At 68.5% G+C, this 18,387-nt stretch carries 18 protein-coding genes; 5 read left to right on the forward strand and 13 right to left on the reverse strand.

Annotation, left to right across the window (positions count from 1 at the left end; all coding sequences use genetic code 11):
- Positions 1 to 154 precede the first annotated feature (154 nt).
- From M9945_RS03205 to M9945_RS03260, 12 genes are all read right to left on the reverse strand, one after another.
- Entirely contained in the window at positions 155 to 1,186 is a 1,032-nt protein-coding gene (locus M9945_RS03205; protein WP_367944754.1) for a substrate-binding domain-containing protein, read from the reverse strand.
- Positions 1,187 to 1,228: 42 nt separating this feature from the next.
- Positions 1,229 to 2,266, reverse strand: coding sequence for an ABC transporter permease (locus tag M9945_RS03210; protein ID WP_367943380.1), 1,038 nt, complete (start codon positions 2,264 to 2,266; stop codon positions 1,229 to 1,231).
- Positions 2,263 to 3,765, reverse strand: a complete 1,503-nt coding sequence (locus tag M9945_RS03215; RefSeq protein WP_367943381.1) for a sugar ABC transporter ATP-binding protein — start codon at positions 3,763 to 3,765, stop codon at positions 2,263 to 2,265. The genes M9945_RS03210 and M9945_RS03215 overlap by 4 nt, the downstream gene beginning before the upstream one ends.
- A 227-nt stretch (positions 3,766 to 3,992) precedes the next feature.
- Positions 3,993 to 4,988 carry a type II secretion system F family protein gene (locus tag M9945_RS03220; RefSeq protein ID WP_367929743.1) on the reverse strand — a complete coding sequence of 332 codons (996 nt, stop codon included), beginning with the start codon at positions 4,986 to 4,988 and terminating at the stop codon, positions 3,993 to 3,995.
- 10 nt (positions 4,989 to 4,998) lie between these two features.
- Entirely contained in the window at positions 4,999 to 6,012 is a 1,014-nt protein-coding gene (locus tag M9945_RS03225; protein WP_367929744.1) for a type II secretion system F family protein, read from the reverse strand.
- Between the two features lie 46 nt (positions 6,013 to 6,058).
- Complete coding sequence (locus M9945_RS03230) at positions 6,059 to 7,582, reverse strand: CpaF family protein (RefSeq protein ID WP_367943382.1); 1,524 nt, start codon at positions 7,580 to 7,582, stop codon at positions 6,059 to 6,061.
- A 5-nt stretch (positions 7,583 to 7,587) separates the two neighbouring features.
- Positions 7,588 to 8,880: a CpaE family protein gene (locus tag M9945_RS03235; protein ID WP_367929746.1), complete on the reverse strand. Its 1,293-nt coding sequence runs from the start codon at positions 8,878 to 8,880 to the stop codon at positions 7,588 to 7,590.
- A gap of 21 nt (positions 8,881 to 8,901) precedes the next feature.
- Positions 8,902 to 9,615 (reverse strand): CpaD family pilus assembly protein, encoded by a 714-nt coding sequence (locus M9945_RS03240; RefSeq protein ID WP_367929747.1) that lies wholly within the window; start codon positions 9,613 to 9,615, stop codon positions 8,902 to 8,904.
- 14 nt (positions 9,616 to 9,629) lie between these two features.
- Complete coding sequence (locus M9945_RS03245; RefSeq protein ID WP_367943383.1) at positions 9,630 to 11,201, reverse strand: type II and III secretion system protein family protein; 1,572 nt, start codon at positions 11,199 to 11,201, stop codon at positions 9,630 to 9,632.
- On the reverse strand, positions 11,198 to 12,010 hold the full coding sequence (cpaB, locus tag M9945_RS03250) for a Flp pilus assembly protein CpaB (RefSeq protein WP_367943384.1): 813 nt from the start codon (positions 12,008 to 12,010) through the stop codon (positions 11,198 to 11,200). Before cpaB ends, M9945_RS03245 begins: the two co-directional genes overlap by 4 nt.
- A gap of 167 nt (positions 12,011 to 12,177) precedes the next feature.
- Positions 12,178 to 12,699, reverse strand: a complete 522-nt coding sequence (locus M9945_RS03255) for a prepilin peptidase (protein ID WP_367943385.1) — start codon at positions 12,697 to 12,699, stop codon at positions 12,178 to 12,180.
- Positions 12,700 to 12,845: 146 nt separating this feature from the next.
- Positions 12,846 to 13,034 (reverse strand): Flp family type IVb pilin, encoded by a 189-nt coding sequence (locus tag M9945_RS03260; RefSeq protein ID WP_367929751.1) that lies wholly within the window; start codon positions 13,032 to 13,034, stop codon positions 12,846 to 12,848.
- Between the two features lie 318 nt (positions 13,035 to 13,352).
- On the opposite strand from M9945_RS03260, the gene M9945_RS03265 reads away from it, so the two are divergent.
- The 3 genes from M9945_RS03265 (at position 13,353) to M9945_RS03275 (ending at position 15,163) form a co-directional block, all read left to right on the forward strand.
- Positions 13,353 to 13,745: a pilus assembly protein N-terminal domain-containing protein gene (locus M9945_RS03265; protein ID WP_367929752.1), complete on the forward strand. Its 393-nt coding sequence runs from the start codon at positions 13,353 to 13,355 to the stop codon at positions 13,743 to 13,745.
- A gap of 109 nt (positions 13,746 to 13,854) precedes the next feature.
- On the forward strand, positions 13,855 to 14,469 hold the full coding sequence (locus M9945_RS03270) for a TadE/TadG family type IV pilus assembly protein (protein ID WP_367943386.1): 615 nt from the start codon (positions 13,855 to 13,857) through the stop codon (positions 14,467 to 14,469).
- 88 nt (positions 14,470 to 14,557) lie between these two features.
- A complete protein-coding gene (locus M9945_RS03275; RefSeq protein WP_367943387.1) occupies positions 14,558 to 15,163 on the forward strand; it encodes a TadE/TadG family type IV pilus assembly protein in 606 nt (201 codons plus the stop codon).
- A 90-nt stretch (positions 15,164 to 15,253) separates the two neighbouring features.
- Here M9945_RS03275 and M9945_RS03280 read toward each other — a convergent pair whose 3' ends face one another.
- Positions 15,254 to 16,111: a phosphate/phosphite/phosphonate ABC transporter substrate-binding protein gene (locus M9945_RS03280; RefSeq protein ID WP_367943388.1), complete on the reverse strand. Its 858-nt coding sequence runs from the start codon at positions 16,109 to 16,111 to the stop codon at positions 15,254 to 15,256.
- A 147-nt stretch (positions 16,112 to 16,258) separates the two neighbouring features.
- Between M9945_RS03280 and M9945_RS03285 the strand changes: the two genes are divergently transcribed.
- Positions 16,259 to 17,488: a phosphopentomutase gene (locus M9945_RS03285; RefSeq protein ID WP_367943389.1), complete on the forward strand. Its 1,230-nt coding sequence runs from the start codon at positions 16,259 to 16,261 to the stop codon at positions 17,486 to 17,488.
- Positions 17,481 to 18,362 (forward strand): bifunctional DNA-formamidopyrimidine glycosylase/DNA-(apurinic or apyrimidinic site) lyase, encoded by an 882-nt coding sequence (gene mutM / locus M9945_RS03290; RefSeq protein WP_367943390.1) that lies wholly within the window; start codon positions 17,481 to 17,483, stop codon positions 18,360 to 18,362. The genes M9945_RS03285 and mutM overlap by 8 nt, the downstream gene beginning before the upstream one ends.
- Positions 18,363 to 18,387: the final 25 nt, after the last annotated feature.

An 18,387-nucleotide genomic window follows, 5' to 3' on the forward strand; every position in this document is an offset into this window, starting at 1 on the left:
TACCCCTCACCGGCCCTTCGGGCCACCTCTCCCCAGAGGGGAGAGGAAAGCCGGCCGCGACGTCTCATTTCCTTCCTCTCCCCTCTGGGGAGAGGTGGCGAGCGCAGCGAGCCGGTGAGGGGTGCGCCGGTGCACGCAAACGGGATCGTCTCCGTCAGTTCGCCTGCGGTATCCACTCCGCCGTCGCGGCGTCGCTTTCGAGGAAGGCCGGGAACTTCTCCTGCAGGTCCTCGATGGTCTTGATGTCGTTGGCGATCAGGTCGTCGCGGGTGACGAGCGTCGGCTGGAGCAGCACCGAACGGCCCGGGAAGGCGCCGGCGATGTCGAGCGCCAGCGCGCGGATCGAGACCTCGCCGACCACGGCGGCGTTGGTCGCGGCCGTCGCCACCCAGGCGCTGTTCTCCTCGCGCATCAGCTCGATGTCCGGCGTCGAGATGTCGATGCCGTAGATCTTCGTCTTGTCGGAAACGCCGAGCTCGTCGATGGCGAGCTTGACACCCTTGGCGAACTCGTCCCACGGCGTGAAGACGACGCTGATGTCGGGATTGGCGGTCAAGACCGCCTTGGTCTGGTCGGCGACCGAGGCCGGCACCGTGTCGTTGACCACGCCCCAGACGGCCTTCTCGGTCACGTCGTTGGCCTTGGCGATCTCCTGCCAGACGGCGTAGCGCCGGTCGAGCGGGGCGAAGCCGGCGACATAGACCGCGCCGCCGGTGAAGCCCTTGCCTTCCTTCTCGACCGCGTGCTCGAGCACGAGACGGGCCATGTCGGCGTCCGACTGCTCGATCTGGGCAACCGCCGGGTTGTCGAGGTCGACGTCGTAGGCCACGACCTTGATGCCGGCGTCGAGCGCCTTCTGGGCCACGTCCTGCAAGGTCTCGGGGCGGCCGTTATTGATGACGATGCCGTCGACGCCGAGATTGATCGCCTGCTCGACGAGGCTGCGCTGGGTGTCGTGGTCGTTGCGCGCCTGCGAGATGGTGAGCTCGACGCCGAGCGCGTCGCCCTGGCGCTTGACGCCAGATTCGAACGCCTGGAGCCAGTCGCCCGAGCCGAGGAAGGAGACGACGGCGATCCTGACGCCGCCCTTGTCGAACGGCGCCGGCGCGCCGTCGATGCCCTGCGAGAACGCCTGTCCGGCGAGGAGGAGCGACGCGACCGCGCCGCCGAGAAGTGTTCTGGTGATGTGCCTCATGTCCCTGCTGCCTTTTTGTTAGCGGGTTGAAAATCAGGCCGTCCTGCGGCCGAGGCCGTAGGTGAGCGCGAGCGCGCCGACGAGGACCGCGCCCTTGACGAAATCCTGCGTGTAATAGGGGATGTTGAGCATGGTCAGCCCGTTGAGCAGCACGCCGACGAAGATCGCGCCGACGACGGTGCCGAACACGTTGGGCCGGCGCGCGCCGAGCACGGCGAAGCCGATCAGCGCGGCGGCCACCGAATCCATCATCAGCGACGAGCCGGAGGAGACGTCGCCGCGCCCGACGCGGGCGGCGATGATGATGCCACCGAGCGAGGCGAGCGTGCCGGACATGACATAGGCGAGCGTCTTCAGCCGCGCCGTGTTGGCCCCCGCCAGCCGCGCCGCCACCTCGTTGCCGCCGGTGGCGAAGAACAGCCGACCGATGCGCGTGCGCTCGGTAAGGACGAACATCGCGACGGCGACGGTGAGCATGACGATCACCGGCAGCGGCACCCCGCCGACGCCGGAGCGGCCGATGAGCAGGAAGGCCGGATCGTAGGCCCCGGTGGCCTTGGAGCCGTCCGGCAGGATCAGGCCCGACGAGATCGAGCGGCCGGCGGTCGGGATCAGCTGGAGGCCCGACAGCAGGAACATCATCGACAGCGTGGCGAGGAGGTCCGGCACCTTCAGCCTGACGATGAGCAGGCTGTTGACGAGCCCGACGCTCGCGCCGAGCGCCAGCACGAACAGCACGGTCGCCGGCGCGGAGAGGCCCCAGACCACCATGGCGTAGCTCGCCGCCATCACCGAGGAGGCGGCGACCGCGCCGACCGACAGGTCGAAGCCGCCGACCGACAGCGTGACCGTGACGCCGACGCCGAGGATGGCGACGACCGAGACGGCCTGGAGGATCGACAGGAGATTGTTCAGGTTGAGGAAGGCCGGCTGCACCACGCTGTAGAAGACGATCAGCCCTCCGAGCAGGAACAGCACCGCCCCGGCGCGCAGGATGTCGGCGAAGGACGCGCCACGTCCGGCTCCGCCGGCGGCGGAACGGGAGGAAATCTCGGTGTCGGCGTCGTTCATCCTGCCCCTGTCCGCTCTGTTCTTGCCCGTTCTGCGAGTGCGTGCTCTTGCGCTGCCGCCGCCTGCCACGGCGTCAGCGCGTGATCCTGCATCAGGAAGATGCGGTCGGCCACCTCCACTGCCTCCTCGGGGTCGGAGGTCGCGATCAGCGTCGCGCCGCCGCCCTGCCGGATCGCGGCGATGATGTCGGCGCGCGCGCCGACGTCGACGCCCTGGAACGGCTCGTCGAGCAGGAGCAGCCGCGTCGGCTCGGCCTGCCAGCGGGCGAGGATCGCCTTCTGCTGGTTGCCGCCCGACAGCGTCTCGATCGGTGCGAACGGGCCGGAGGCCTTGATGCCGAGGCGCGCGATCGCCTTTTCCGCCTCCGCGCGCTCGCGCCCGCCGAGGGTGAAGCCGCTGGGGAACCATGTCTTCAGGTGGGGCAACGAGATGGTGGCGGCGAGCGAGCTTCCCGGCCAGCCGGCCGGCATCAGCGACGAGCGGTGGCGGTCCTCGGCCGCGAGCGCGACGCCGCGGGCGATGGCCTCGGCAGGTCCCGCCGGCGCATAGGGCGCGCCGTCGAGCGCGATCGCGCCGCCATGGGCGGGCTCCAGCCCGAACAGGAGGTTGAGCAGCCGGCTTTTGCCGGAGCCGAGCGGGCCGTTGACCGCCACCACCTCGCCCGGATGCACGGCAAGGTCGATCAGCGCGGCATGCGGCAGGAGGCGCACGCCGCTGACGGCGAGCACCGGCGCGCCCTCCGTCGGGCGATGGGCGGGGCGGGCGCTTTCCAGCGGTCGGCCGATCATCGCCGAGACGGCTGCCGTGAAATCGACGGGCCGGGAGAACGTCTCGACCACGCGCCCGCCGCGCATCACCGCCACGCGGTCGGCCAGCGCCTGGAGGTCGGCGATGCGGTGGGAGATGTAGAGGATGGCGAGCCCTTCGCCGCGCAGCCGCTTCAGGACGTCGTAGAGGCGCGCCGCCTCCCGGCCCGACAGGCTCGCCGTCGGCTCGTCGAGGATGAGGAGGCGCGCGTCCGCCGCGACGGCGCGGGCGATGCCGAGAAGCTGGCGGTCGGCGGCGCGCAGGTCGGCGAAATCTGCGTCGAGCGGCAGGTCGAACCCGGCCTTGTCGAGCAGCGCCCGCGCCCGCGCCTTCACCGCCCGGCGCGACAGGAAGAACGGCGCGGTCCCCTCGGCATAGTCGTTGAGGAGGAGGATGTCGGCGACGCTGAGCCCGGCCGCGCCGACCCGGTCGGTCGACTGGTGGACGGTGACGACGCCGGCCCGCGCCGCGTCGGTGGGCGAGGACGGGTCGTAAGGAACGCCGGCCAGCGCCATCCTGCCCGACTGGCGCGGAATGACGCCGGAGACGATGTTGACGAGGGTCGACTTGCCCGCCCCGTTCGCGCCCATCAGCGCGACGATCTCGCCGGACTCCACGGCAAGGTCGGCGCCCGTCAGGGCGCGCGTCGCGCCGAAGTGGCGCGTCAGTCCCTCTACGTGAAGAAGCGGCATGGTGCGACCCGGAAGCTGCCGCTCCGGCGGCGGAGCGGCTGAACGCGGCGCAGATTAGGAAGGGAACGAGGAACTGGCAAAAAAGACAAACCCAAATTTCGAGCGAAACCGGGTGATTCCTAGTTCAAAACCCTGCCTTTTTGAAACTGTTTTCCGCGAGGTGCCGCAAGGGGTCGCAGGGGCGTCGCAGGGCGCGCGGCGGGCCGCTCCGGCCGCGCCTCGCGCCGTCAGTTGCCGAAGACGCCCTGCTGCGAGACCTGGATGCCGGCCGGGCCGAGGATGACGGCGAACAGCACCGGCAGGAAGAACAGGATCATCGGCACGGTCAGCTTGGGCGGCAGCGCGGCGGCCTTCTTCTCGGCCTCGTTCATGCGCATGTCGCGGCTCTCGGCCGAGAGGACGCGCAGCGCGTGCGCGACCGGCGTGCCGTAGCGCTCGGCCTGGATCAGCGCCTGGGTGACGCTCTTGACCGAGTCGAGCCCCGTGCGGTTGGCGAGGTTCTCATAGGCCTGCCGCCGTTCCTGCAGGAAGGACAGTTCGGCGTTGGTCAGCACGAATTCCTCGGCGAGCTCGACCGACTGCGCGCCGATCTCGTCGGCCACACGCCGGAACGCCGCCTCGACGGAGATGCCGGACTCGACGCAGATCAGCATAAGGTCGAGCGCGTCGGGCCATGCCCGTTGGATCGACGCCTTGCGCTTGGTGGCGCGGTTGGAGATGTAGAGCACCGGCGCGTAGAACCCGGCATAGGCGAGCAGGACGCAGACGAACGCCTTGATGAACAGCGGCTGGTCGGGCAGCAGGCCGAAGACGAAGATGTAGAAGATGCCGAGGGCGAGGCCGACGGCGGGCAGGACGAGGCGGAAGAACAGGAACTTCGTCAGCGGGTTCTGGCCGCGGAAGCCCGCCATCTTGAGCTTGCTCAGCGTGGCCTCGTCGGCCAGCGCGCGCTTGAGGTCGAGCCGCTCGACGATGCGCCTCATGCCGTGGGACTGTTCCTCGCGCAGGCCCTTGCGCCTGCGGTCGGCTTCGGCGGCGAGGCGCATGCGCTGCTTGGCGCGCAGCTCCTCGCGCTCCAGCGCCACCGATTTCATGCGCGCCTTCAGCGGGTTGCCGCCCATCGCCGGCAGCGCCGTGAACACGGTGACGAACACCGCCACGGCGACAACGAGGGCGACCATGAAGGTCGGATCGATGACGGACTTCATCACCTGGTCGATCATCGCCGGTCCCTCAAATGTCGAAGTTGATCATCTTGCGCATGACGAAAATGCCCATCGACATCCACACGCCGGCGATGACGAGGATCAGGTGGCCGGTCGACGTCGTGAACAGCGGCATGATGTAGTTCGGGCTGGACAGGTAGACGAGGAAGGCGACGATGAAGGGCAGGGCGCCGATGATCGCCGCCGACGCCTTGGCTTCCATCGACAGCGCCTGGACCTTGGCCTTCATCTTCTTGCGGTCGCGCAGCACCTTGGACAGGTTGCCGAGCGCTTCCGACAGGTTGCCGCCGGCCTGGCTCTGGATCTGGATGACGATGCCGAAGAAGCTGGCTTCCGGGCAGGGCATGGTCTCGGGCATGCGCAGCATGGCTTCCGGCAGCGACAGGCCGAGCTGCTGCGATTCGATCACCCGGCGGAACTCGCCTTTCACCGGCTCGGGCGATTCGGAGGCGATGAGGCGCACCGCGTCGTTGAGCGGCAGGCCGGACCGCACCGCGCGCACGATGACGTCGAGCGAGTTCGGCAGCTCCTCGAGGAACGCCTTGATCCGCCGCTGGCGCTTGAACGAGACGAACCAGCGCGGCAGGCCGAAGGCGCCGGCGATGAAGCCGCCGGCGAGGATCAGGAGCGAGGCCCCGGCGATGAACAGGACGAAGGCGACGACGATGCCCGAGACGACGGAATAGAGGTAGAACCGCTCGACGGTCAGGTTGAGGCCCGCCTGCCGCAGCATGATCTTGAGCGGCGGCTTGGTCGTGTTGGCGCTGCGCGACTTCTGCTTGTTCTCCAGGTCCTTCAGCGAATCCTGCACGGATTTGCGCCGCTTGGCCGCCTCGGCCACGCGGTCGCGCGAGGCCTTGACCGCGAGGCGGTCCGTCTCGGCGCTCTTGACCGATTTCAGCCGCTTGCCGGTGTTGCGCTCGTTCTCGATCGAGGGGAACAGCACCGCATAGGCGAGGGCCGCCGCGCTCATCGCCGCCAGGCCGACGAAGGCGAGGACCGTCATATCCATCCCGAACATGCGCGCCTCCGCCTGTCTGCCGCGGACGCGCCCTGCGCCGGCTGCGTCACGTCGCCTTCTCCATCGTCTCGAGCGCGTTCGCCAGCCGGGCTTCCTCGCCGTAGTAGCGGGCGCGGTCCCAGAAGGCGGGGCGGGCGATGCCGGTCGAGGTGTGCTCGCCGATGATGCGCCCCTGCGCGTCCTCGCCCTTGATGTCGTAGAGGACGAGGTCCTGCGTGATGATGACGTCGCCTTCCATGCCGATCACCTCGGTGATGTGGGTGATGCGGCGCGAGCCGTCGCGCAGGCGCGCGGCCTGGATGATGACGTCGACCGAGCCGACGATGATCTCGCGCACGGTCTTCTGCGGCAGGGCGAAGCCGCCCATGGCGATCATCGATTCCATGCGCGAGAGGCATTCGCGCGGGCTGTTGGCGTGGATCGTGCCCATCGAGCCGTCATGGCCGGTGTTCATCGCCTGCAACAGGTCGAACACCTCGGGGCCGCGCACCTCGCCGACGATGATGCGCTCGGGGCGCATGCGCAGGCAGTTCTTGACCAGGTCGCGCATCGTCACCTCGCCCTCGCCCTCGAGATTGGGCGGGCGCGTCTCGAGGCGCACCACGTGCGGCTGCTGGAGCTGGAGCTCGGCCGAGTCCTCGCAGGTGATGACGCGCTCGTCGCGGTCGATGTAGTTGGTCAGGCAGTTGAGCAGCGTCGTCTTGCCGGAGCCGGTGCCGCCGGAAATCACGACGTTGCAGCGCACCCGGCCGATGACCTTCAGCACCTCCGCGCCCTCGGGCGTGATCGCGCCGAAGCGCACGAGCTGGTCGAGGGTGAGCTTGTCCTTCTTGAACTTGCGGATCGTCAGCGCCGTGCCGTCGATGGCGAGCGGCGGGGCGATGACGTTGACGCGCGAGCCGTCGGGCAGGCGCGCGTCGCAGATCGGCGAGGATTCGTCGACCCGGCGGCCGACCTGGCTGACGATGCGCTGGCAGATGTTGAGGAGCTGCTGGTTGTCGCGGAAGCGGATGCCGGTCTTCTCGACCTTGCCGCCGACCTCGATATAGACGTCGCGCGAGCCGTTGACCATGATGTCGGCGATGTCGTCGCGCGCCAGGAGCGGCTCCAGCGGGCCGTAGCCGAGCACGTCGTTGCAGATGTCCTCGAGCAGGTCTTCCTGCTCGGAGATCGACATCGCGAAATTCTTGATCGCGATGATGTCGTTGACGATGTCGCGGATCTCCTCGCGCGCCGCGTCCGGCTCCAGCCGGGCGAGCTGCGACAGGTCGATCGTGTCGATGAGCGCGGAGAAGACCTGGCTCTTGGTGTCGTAATAGCTGTCGCTGCGCTCGCGCGGCGCGCGCCTTTGCGGCTCCGCCGCCAGCGGCGGGGCCTCGATGGCGCGCTTGGGCGCCGCGGGGGCGGGCGGCGCGGCCTCCATCACCTCGCCGCGCGGCTCGGGCGCGCGCTCCTGCCCCCGATCCTGTCCGAGCGCCTGCTGCGGCGTGGCCTGGGACATGGGGGCCGCCGGCGGCCTGAAGGCCGGCGTCTCGCGTGTGCCCGAGTCGGAGCCTCTCTTGCCGAACATGCCGCCTACTTCCTCAGCTTGAGCCGGGCGATGAGATCACTGATTCCCGGCTTCTTCCTGGATTTGATCTCGGCGCGGCCGGTTAGCACATGGGCGATCTCCTCGACCATCCGGACCACGGCGTGGCCGGCGTCGGTCTCGCCCAGCATGCGGCCGTTGTTGGCGGCGTTGCCGAACAGCGCCGCGTCGAACGGAATGACCGCCACCGGCTCGATGCCGAGCGGCTCGGAGAAATCCTCGGCCGAGATTTCCGGGCGCTTGGGCACGCCGGCCTGGTTGATGATCAGCCGCGGCGGGCCGTCGTTCGGCCTCAGCTTCTTCAGCGTGTCGATCAGGTTCTTGGTGTTGCGCAGGTTGGCGAGCTCGGGCGTCGCGGTGATGACGACGTCGTCTGCCTGCATCAGCACCGATTTCGACCATCCGCTCCACACATGCGGCACGTCGAGGACGAGGAACGGCGCCGAGCGCTGGGCGATGTCGATGATCTGCGCGAAGGCGTCGGCGTCGAAATCGTAGGTCCGGTCGAGCATCGACGGCGCGGCGAGCAGCGACAGCCGCTCCGCGCACTGGGTCAGCAGGCGGTCGAGATAGACCTCGTCGATGCGCTCGGGCGAGAACACGGCCTCGGCGATGCCCTGCGCCGGATCCTGGTCGAAATTGATGTTCGCCGTGCCGAAGGCGAGGTCGAGATCGGCGACGACCACCTCGGAGGAGAACAGGCTCGACACCGCCCAGCCGACATTGTGCGCCAGCGTCGAGGAGCCGACGCCGCCCTTGGCGCCGATGAAGGCGACCGAGCGCCCCAGGGGTTCCGCCGCCGGATCGACGAAGATCGAGGAGATGACCGAAAGCACGTCCGCCATCGAGATCGGGGCGACGACATATTCGGAGATGCCGAAGCGGATCAGCTCGCGATAGAGCCAGACGTCGTTGTAGTGGCCGATGACCACCACCTTGGAGGAGGGATCGCAGACCTCGGCCAGCTGCGCCAGCGTCGCGATGAGCTGCTTGGGCTCCTCGCGCGACTCGACGATGATGAGGTTCGGCGTCTGCGCCGACTGGTAGAACTCGACCGCGGTGGCGATTCCGCCCAGATGCAGCTTCAGATGCGCCTTGGCCATGCGCCGGTCGTTGCCGGCGCGCTCGATGGAGGCGGCCACCGCCTCCGTTTCGCAGAAGGCCTGTATCGAGATGCGCGGCACCGGCCGCAGCTCGGCCATGGCGGCGACTTCGGTTTCGCTTGCCGGATCGCCCGGCCCGTGGCCCGTCGATGCGGCGTCGTAGGCGAGATTGCTCATGTCATGCGCCCCCGGAGCTCATCAGTAGTTGACTTCGCGATTGCCGCGGACATCGGCGGCAATGGCGCGGTCGCGATACTGGTCGATCGCGTGCGACCTGTTCTGCGCGTCGATGTCGCCGGGCTGGCGCGGGCCGAGAAGGTCGGCGGGATTGGCGATCTGGGCGGCGAGGTTGTTCTGGTAGGAACAGCCGAAATTGGCCCAGTGCTTGTTCTCGCTGTTTTCCAGCATGTCGGCCGGCCAGCGGCCGCACGGTCCGGTCGAGGCCCGCATCTCGGCGTAGGAAACGCGGATCGGGGCCGAATCGCCGTACTGCGCCGCGTCGTAGGGCTCGTGCAGGATGCGCCCCTCCGGGACGCCGGCCTTGCGCAGGCGCTTGACGAGATCGGCGGCGACGGCGGAGGCCGCCGCCTGGTTGCCCGAGCCGTAGGGCACCATGATGCCGACCACCGGCGCGGCGCGGCGGTCGTAGTCGGCGATGAAGCCGTCCAGCGCGACCTTCTGCATGCGCGACATGCCGCGGTCGTCGATGCCGACGGGGATGTCGACCGTCTTCTCCCGCTCGCCGATCACGATCGGATGGTTGGTGCGGTAGTCGTCGGGTATGGAGCCGACCGTCACCGAGTCGCGGGCAGCGCAGCCGGCGAGCAGCGCGGCGGCGAGGGCCGTGGCGGCGAGGGCGGCGATGCGCCGGCCGCGCCGCGGCGGAACGGAGTGGATGGATGCGTCGAACATGGGTCCGTCCCCGATCACTTGTAGATGAAGCCGACGACGCCGTGATAGCGCCCGGCAGGCTTGTCGGTTTTCATGGTCCCGTAGACGCGGTTGACGCGGTTGAGGAACATGCCCGCGCCGTCGCTCGTCGGGTTGAGATTGTCGTCGGGCTTGGCGAGCGCGGTACGCGCCACCGGCTTCGAGAGGTAGGGCGTGACGATGATGACCAGCTCGGTCTCGTTGCGCACGAAGTCGCGGCTGCGGAACAGCGTGCCGAGCACCGGCACCTTGGACAGGCCTGGCAGGCCGGAGGCGACCTGGCGCACGTCGTCGCGCACGAGGCCGGCGATCATCATCGAGCCGCCGGAGGGCAGCTCGACCGTGGTGTCGGCGAGGCGCTTGCGGATCGAGATGAAGTTGGAGCCGATCAGGCCGCCCCGGCCGCCGCGCGAGACGCCGCCTTCCAGCATAGCCGAGCCCTCGTTGGTCGGCTCGGAAACCTGGGTCCTGATCTTCAGGCTGATGCGGCCGGGCGACAGCACCACGGGCAGGAATTCGAGGCCGATGCCGTAGTCGATCTGCTGGATGTCGTAGGTGGTCTGGCCGGTCTCGGGGTCGGTGTTGCGGCCGCGCACGATGTTGAACTCGCCGCCGACCCTGAAGGTCGCCTTCTCACCGGAAACCGCCGTCAGCGCCGGCTCGGCCAGCGTCTTCATCACGCCGGCCTGCTCCATGGCGTTGAGATAGGCGTCGATCATCGACCCGCCGATGGCGAGCGAGGAAGCGGAGAGCGGCTTGCCGAGGCCGAAGGAGTTCTCGCTGATCGCGCCCCACGAAATGCCGTCGAAATTGCCGGAGCCGATCATGTTGACGCCGAGCTGCTTCATCACGTTGCGCGACACCTCGGCGACCGTGACCTTCAGCGTCACCTGGTCCTCGCCGATGATCTTCAGCATGTTGACGATGCGGCTGGAGCGGCGCTGCTGGTCGGGGTTGTCGATCGCGACGCCGCCGGCCGCGTCGCCGCCGGCCGCCGTCTGCGAATACTGCCCGGTGGTCGCCTCGCCGCCGGTGACGAAGATCGTCGCCAGCTCCTCGGCGCGCTTGGCGTCGAGCGGCGTCTCTACCGTGCCGGTCAGAACGACGTTGTCGTTGATCAGCTCGGCCTTGATGTCGGATTCGGGCAGGAAGCGCTTGAGATAGCCTTCCAGCCCCGACACGTCGCGCTCGACGCGCAGGTCGATGGAGGCGATCTGCTCGCCGTTGGGGCCGAAGACGAAGATGTTGGTCTCGCCCACCGACTTGCCGAACAGGTAGATGCGCCGCGCCGTGCGCGTGACGGCGTCGGCCACGGCCGGGTTGGCGACGAGGATGTCGTAGGCGTCGCGCGGCAGGTCGATGACGATCGACTTGTTGAGGCCGAGATCGACCGTCTGGGCGCTGCGTTTGCCGCCGACCGCGGTGACGCCCTGCGCCAGCGCCTCGCCGGAGAACACGCCCGATGGTGTCGCATCGACGCCGATGGCGAGCGCCAGCGCGATCAGCGAGATGCCGACGCGGCGTCCTGTACGGTTGGGCAACCTGTTGCGGCTCGTTCCAGCGGTCATTTGCGCGCCCCCACTTCGCTGACTTCGCCCGACTTGATGAGGCGGACCGTGCCGCGCCTGCCATTGCCGGAAACGAGGTAGTCGGCTTCCTCTTCGATCACTTCCTGGGTGTCGACCACCGCCCGCAGCGCCAGCGTCAGCCGGTCTGCCATCTGCTGGGCGACGGTGATGATCTCGGCCTGCTGCGGGGTGAGCTCCAGCGTCGCCGTGTCGCCGACGCGCACCCTGCGGCCCTCCTCGTCCTCCTGGATCGCCTGGTCGATGGCCAGCACCCGGATGTTCTTCAGGATGGTCTCGGTGATGTAGCCCTCGCCGCCAGCGCTGCCGTTGCGACGCGTCATGATGACGTCGACGAAGTCGTTGGGCAGGATGAAGCCGCCGGCCGAGGTGTCGGCCGCGATCTGCGTCGCCACCGCGCGCTTGCCCGAGGGCAGGATCGACGACATGAAGCTCTGGCCCTCGCCGATCAGCTTGGAGCGGCGCATCGGCTCGCCCGCATACATCGGCACGCGGGCGATGGCGCCCTTCAGCTCCTCGAGCGCGTTGGGTTCCTTGTCGCGGGTGATGAAGGCATCGGTGACGCCGCTGGACGGCCACGACTGCCATTCGAGCCGGTCGCCGACGGGCGCGCCCATGGCGACGTCGCCGTCGAGCGCCAGCACCTCGGTCAGGCGGATCGCCGGTTCGCGCGGCGCGGAGTCGACGATGATCTCCGGCGGCGGAGGGGTCGCCATCTTCTTGGCGACGTAGCCTGCGCCGACCGCCGTCGCTACGGCGACGCCCAGAATAATCACGCGGGATGGTGCCATCTTTGGGGACCTCGTACTCGGCAATCTTTTGAGCCGAGCCGGACTTTGCGGTCCCAATCGTCAAATTAAGGTTAATGGATGGCTTACGATCGTGATTAATTTAGTGTTTACGCGGGAAAGGGGGCCGGGGAAGGGCGCCGGGGTAAGGGCGCTTGTGAATGATTGCCTCAGCCCGCCGCGAGCCGCGACAGTGCCCATTGCATCAGGGGCGTCGAGGGATAGACCATCAGGCCGGCCGCGCCGAGAGCGACGCCGTAGGGGATGCCGACCTTCTCGTTGGCGAAATGGCGCAGGAACATGTTGCCGCCGGTGAAGGCCGAAAGCGGCGACTTGCGGTAGATGAGGAGAACGAGGGTCAGGGCTCCGCCGAGCACCGACGCGTGAACGAGATACTGCATGAGCTGCGGCGAGAACCCCATCCACAACGCGGTGGCGGCCATGAGCTTGGCATCGCCGCCGCCCATGCCGCCGATGGCGAACAGGCCGAAGGTGACGGCGAGCACCGAGGCGCCGGCGGCGAAATGCCAGCCATAATCCGCCCATGCCATGCCGGTCAGCGGCGCGACGAGGGCGAAGGTGGCGAGAAGGATGATCGAGACCCGGTTGGCGATGGTCATCGACACCATGTCGGAGACGATGGCGAACGCCATGCAGAAGGGGAAGACGACGAAGATCAGTGCTTCAAGCATGACGAGGAACCCGGACTGGTCGACGGTGTGGAAGCCTACCCGCGCTCGGCTTAAGCTTTGGTGAAGCGTCGGGCGCCGGGCAATGCGCCGCAGAAAAGAAAACGGCCGCCCGGAGGCGGCCGTTTCGCATGGATGCGGCGTGACGCTTAGCCGCCGATACGGCTGTTGGCGTCCGTCAGCGAGTCGCCGATGCCTTCGAAGGTCTTCTCGAGCTCGTCGCCGATCAGGCCGGCGCCGGTGATGACCGCGAGGGCGATCAGGGCGGCGATCAGGCCGTATTCGATGGCGGTGGCGCCGGACTCGTCCTTGGCGAAGCGAGCGAAAATCTTGGTCATGGGAGAACTCCTTGCTCCGTGTGTTACAGCACTTCCGTCAACGTTTCTTCTGTGTCGATCGGATGAGTGGAAACTAATACGAAGCTGTTGCAATCGGCTTAAGAAACAGCCTTACCGAATTCTTGCCGGCCGGAGTGGCGTTTCTTGGTTAACCGGGAGATGCCGGATTTGGTAAAATGAAGGCAAATCGCACCGCGCGGGGCGACCCCTATTATTATTAAGAGTGTCGTACGGCAGCGCGTGGGCTTCGCCTTAACCCTTGGTTCACCAATGTCCTTCATCTTTCCGCAACATGGCTTGGTATCCGAGGAGGCCCGCATGGCGCGGCGTGTGATGAAACTGACGGGCGCAGCCGTTCTGGCCGCCTGCGCGGCGCTCTATGCCGCCGCACCCGCGAGCGCGGAGACGATCCGCGTGTTCGTCGACCAGGCCCGCGTGGTCAAGCTCGCGCGTCCGGCCGACACGATCATCGTCGGCAATCCGCAGATCGCCGACGCCGCCGTCCAGGACGCCTCGACCGTGGTGCTGACCGGCAAGGGCTTCGGCGTCACCAACCTCGTCATCCTCGACCGGGACGGCGCGGCCATCGTCGACGAGCAGGTCGTGGTCTCGCGCGCGTCGGCCAATGCGGTCAACGTCTATCGCCGCTCCAGCCTCGAGGCGCTGTCCTGCTCTCCCTATTGCGAGGCGCAGCTCCGCAGCGGCGAGTAGCGGCCCGGCCCGGCCGCGCGGAAAAGGGTTAACGCGGCCCTGACGCGACGGCGACATTTCTATCTTCCGTCAAAACCGGGCTTCAACCCGTGTTGTGTATTGTGCCGTCATGACATTTCAGGTCGCGGGGCGCGTGATGGTGGACATGGCCGCAAGGGACACGAGCGTGGAAGGACGCAAGGCGCAGGACGGCCGGCGGCCGCGGGGCCGCTTCGCCGGCAACGCCGACGGCGCCGTGGCGATCGAGTTCGCCGCGCTGATCATTCCGTTCTGCCTGCTCGTCTTCGCCATTCTCGAAAGCTGCATCTCCTTCGCCGCGCAGCAGGTCCTGTCGAACGCCACCGATGACGTGGCGCGCCAGTTCCGCACCGGCCAGATCAGGCAGGCGGATCTCGAATCGGACCCGTTCCTCGTCCGCAACCAGATCTGCGGCAAGCTGGAGATGCTGGTCGCCTCCGGCTGCCCGGAGCTCGAGGTCGACCTCAAGAGCTACGTCACCTTCAAGGAAGCGGCCGACAAGCGCATCGCCTTCAAGAACAACGACATCGACACCGAAGGCTTCGACATCGTGCCGGGGCCGTCGGGCTCGAAGAACCAGCTCCGCGTCTTCTACCGCTGGCCGGTGATGACCGACTTCATGCGCAAGTCGATGTCGAACCTTCGGGACGGCAAGACGCTGCTCTACGCCACGGTGACGTGGCAGAACGAACCTTTCGACGACTGACGGGGCGGCCATGCGCGACACGGGGCGGGGAACCGGAACCATGAACGACAACGGGAACAACGTGGCGAAGCCAAGCGGAGGCGGAGACGTGGCGAAGCCACGCGGAACGATGATGCGGCTGGCCGCATTCCTGCGCGACAGGAAGGGCGTCGCGGCCATCGAGTTCGCCTTCATCGCGCCGCTGCTGCTGACGCTCTATTTCGTCACCATGGAGGTGGCGCAGGCCATCGAGACCAACAAGAAGGTCAGCCGCATCGGCTCCATGGTCGCCGATCTGGTGACGCAGCAGCACAGCGAGACGACGAAGGACGTGATCGAGCCGATCATGGAGATCGGCGAGGCGATCCTCCAGCCCTATGGCCGCACCCGGCCGACCATCGAGATCACCGGCATCGAGATCACCAAGGACGCGACGCCGCGCGCCATCGTCAAATGGTCGCGCAAGATGGTCAACGGCGCCTTCTCCCTCGGGCCGGCCAAGGAAACCGAGACCGACGTGCCCGTCGAGCTGAAGATCGCCGACACCTTCCTCGTCCGCGTCTCGGCCCAGCTCGACTATCGCCCGGTCGTCGCCTGGACGGCCGAGCAGCGGACAAGCATGGGCCTGCTCGGCGCGTTCGACAACATCAGCATGGACGAGATCTATTACCTGCGTCCGCGCATGAGCAACAAGATCCTCTGCACCGACTGCTGAGCCGGGAAGCCCGCTCGCCGGGCCGGAGCAGCGGACGCACGGGCTGCCGCTCCATCTGTTCGTCGATGATTCCCCGAGAAGGCGATCGCTCTAGCGCGTGCCGAGCGCGGCGACCGCATCGAGGACGGCGCGGTAGTCGGCCGGCGAGACCGCGGCGAAGCGATCGTGCCCGCGCATGATCTGCCGGCCGGGGCCGGCCTCGCCCGGGGCGACGCTCTCCAGCAATCCCGCCAGCTTCTCCACCCGCCCCGGCGCGATGTCGCTGCGCACGGCGTGCGGGCCGTAGCGCAGCGTGTCCGAGCGCCAGGCGATCCGCCACGCCGAGGGATCGAGGCCGGAAGCGGCGAGCCGCGCCGGCGTGCCGCCGGGTGGCGGCTCCGTCGCGTTCTCCGCGCGCGCTGGCGTCCAGCCGAAGAAGCCGTCGACCTTGCCGGAGAGGAACAGGGCCTCGGCTTCCGCCGCGCTTGCCGTCTCGACCAGCCGGCCGGATGCCGCGGCGGCGCGCGCCTCGTCCGAGGCGGCGAGGGGGGCGAGCCGGGTCGCAAGGCTATCGGCCGGGCCGACGGCGAGCCTGCCACTTCCTTCCTCGAAACCGGGCCTGACGATCAGCACCGAGCGCAGGCCGACGCTGCCGTCGGCGTCGACGGGCGCCGCCACCGGCACGACGCAGCCGCAGCGCAGCGAGGCGGCGGCGAAGGCCGGCGCGCTGTAGGCGGCGTAGTCGATCCGGCCGGCGATCTGCGCCTCGGCGAGCGCGGCATAGTCGCGCGCGACCATGACCTCGACCGGCATGCCGAGCGCGGCCGAATAGGCCGCCTTTATCCCGGCCAACCCCTCGACGCTTGCGTCCTCGCCCGGCAGCGCGACGAGGCCGATGCGGAACGCCTCCTGCGCCAGCGCGCCCGGGCCGCACGACAGGGCGGCCAGCGAAACCGCCGTCGCCGTCATTGCTCCGCGCATCGCCCGATATGCCTTCAACCCAAGTCTCTCCCGTGCCGTCCAGCCGCGCATTTTCGCCGGGTTTGGTTTCCGAATTGCCAAGAAGGGTGGGCGCGCCTATCTGTTTGCGACAGTTTCACCGACCAAGGACCGCCGATGGCGCGCGCCTTCCTCTTCGTACTCGATTCCTTCGGCATCGGCGGCGCGCCCGACGCGGCCCGCTTCGGCGACGAGGGGGCCGACACGTTCGGCCATATCGAGGCGGAATGCGCGGCCGGCCGCGCCGATGTCGCTTCCTTGCGCGCCGGGCCGCTTCACGTGCCGAACATGCGCGGCCTCGGCCTTGCCCATGCCGCCGCGCTCGCCAACGGCCGGGCCCTGCCGGGCGGCCCGGTTTCCGGCTTCTTCGGCGCGGCGACGGAAGTTTCGGGCGGCAAGGACACGCCGTCTGGCCATTGGGAGATCGCCGGCCTGCCGGCGCTGTTCGACTGGGGCTATTTCCCCGACGCCGACCCCGCGCTGCCCGCCGCGTTCACCGAGGCGCTGATCCGCGAGGGCGCGCTGCCCGGCACCTTGTGCAACCGCCACGCCTCCGGCACGGCGGTGATCGAGGAGCTGGGCGAGGAACATGTCAGGACAGGCAAGCCGATCCTGTACACCTCGGTCGATTCCGTCATCCAGATCGCCGCGCACGAGGCGCATTTCGGGCTGGAGCGGCTCTACGAAGTGTGCCGCATCGCCCGCCGGCTGGCCGACCCGCTGAACGTCTGCCGCATCGTCGCCCGCCCCTTTCTCGGCGAGACGGCGGCGACCTTCGCCCGCACGCCCAACCGCAAGGACTTCGCCACGCCGCCGCCCGAGGCGACGCTGCTCGACCGGCTGGAGGCGGAAGGGCGCAGGGTGCTGGCCGTCGGCAAGATCGGCGACATCTTCTCCCATCGCGGCATTTCGAGCCTGCGCAAGGCGAAGAACAACATGGCGATGTTCGACGCCGCGCTCGCCGCCATCGACGAGGCCGGCGACGGCGACCTCGTCTTCGCCAATTTCGTCGATTTCGACACCGAGTTCGGCCACCGCCGCGATGTCGCCGGCTACGCCGCCGCGCTCGAGGCCTTCGACGCGCGCCTGCCCGAGGCGCTGGCGCGGCTGGGCAAGGGCGACATGCTGGTGCTGACCGCCGACCATGGCTGCGACCCGACCTGGCGTGGCACCGACCACACCCGCGAGCGCGTGCCGGTCATCGGCGCGGGGCCGGGGCTAAGGCACGGCCTGGTCGGCCTGCGCGACACCTATGCCGACATCGGCGAGACCGTCGCCGAGCATCTCGGCATCGCCCCCGGTCGCCACGGCGTCTCGTTCAGGAAGGATCTCGCCCCCAATGCCTGAGCTGCCCGAGGTCGAGACGGTCCGCCGCGGCCTGCAACCCGTCTTCGAGGGCGCGCGCATTATCGAGGTCGAGCAGCGGCGGCCGAACCTTCGCTATCCGTTCCCCGTGGATTTCGCCGCGCGCCTGCGCGGGCGCGCCGTCGTCTCGCTCGGCCGGCGGGCGAAATACCTGGTCATGCATCTCGACGCCGATCCCGTGCTGATCTGCCATCTCGGCATGTCCGGCTCCTTCCGCATTCATTCCGGGGAGGGCGAGAGCCTGCCCGGCGACTTCCACTACGCCCGCTCCAAGGACGAGGCGCACGACCACGCGGTTTTTCATCTCGAGGGGGCGGATGGCGGCCGCCACCGCGTCGTCTTCAACGATCCGCGCCGCTTCGGCTTCATGCTGTTCGCAGAGACGGCCGCGCTCGACGCCCATCCCTCGCTCGCCGGCCTCGGCGTCGAGCCGACCGGCAACGCGCTCGACGGGAAGCTGCTTTCAGGGCTGCTGTCCGGCCGGAAGACGCCGATCAAGGCGGCGCTGCTCGACCAGAGGCTGATCGCCGGCCTCGGCAACATCTATGTCTGCGAGGCCCTGTGGCGCGCGCGCATCTCGCCGCTGGCGCAGGCGGGCGCCGTCGCCGCCGATCCGGTCGCCTGCGCGGTGCTGGCGCAGGCGATCCGCGAGGTGATCGCCGAGGCCATCGAAGCGGGCGGCTCCTCGCTGCGCGACCATATCCGCACCGACGGCTCGCTCGGCTATTTCCAGCATTCCTTCAGCGTCTACGACCGCGAGGGCGAGCCGTGCCTGCGGCCAGGCTGCGGCGGCACCGTCGCCCGCATCGTCCAGTCCGGGCGCTCGACATTCTATTGCCCCTCCTGCCAGCCTTGAGGTATCTGCCGGGGTGAAGGACGGC

The sequence above is a fragment of the Aquamicrobium sp. genome (genome assembly GCF_023954335.1).
Lineage (GTDB): Bacteria > Pseudomonadota > Alphaproteobacteria > Rhizobiales > Rhizobiaceae > Aerobium.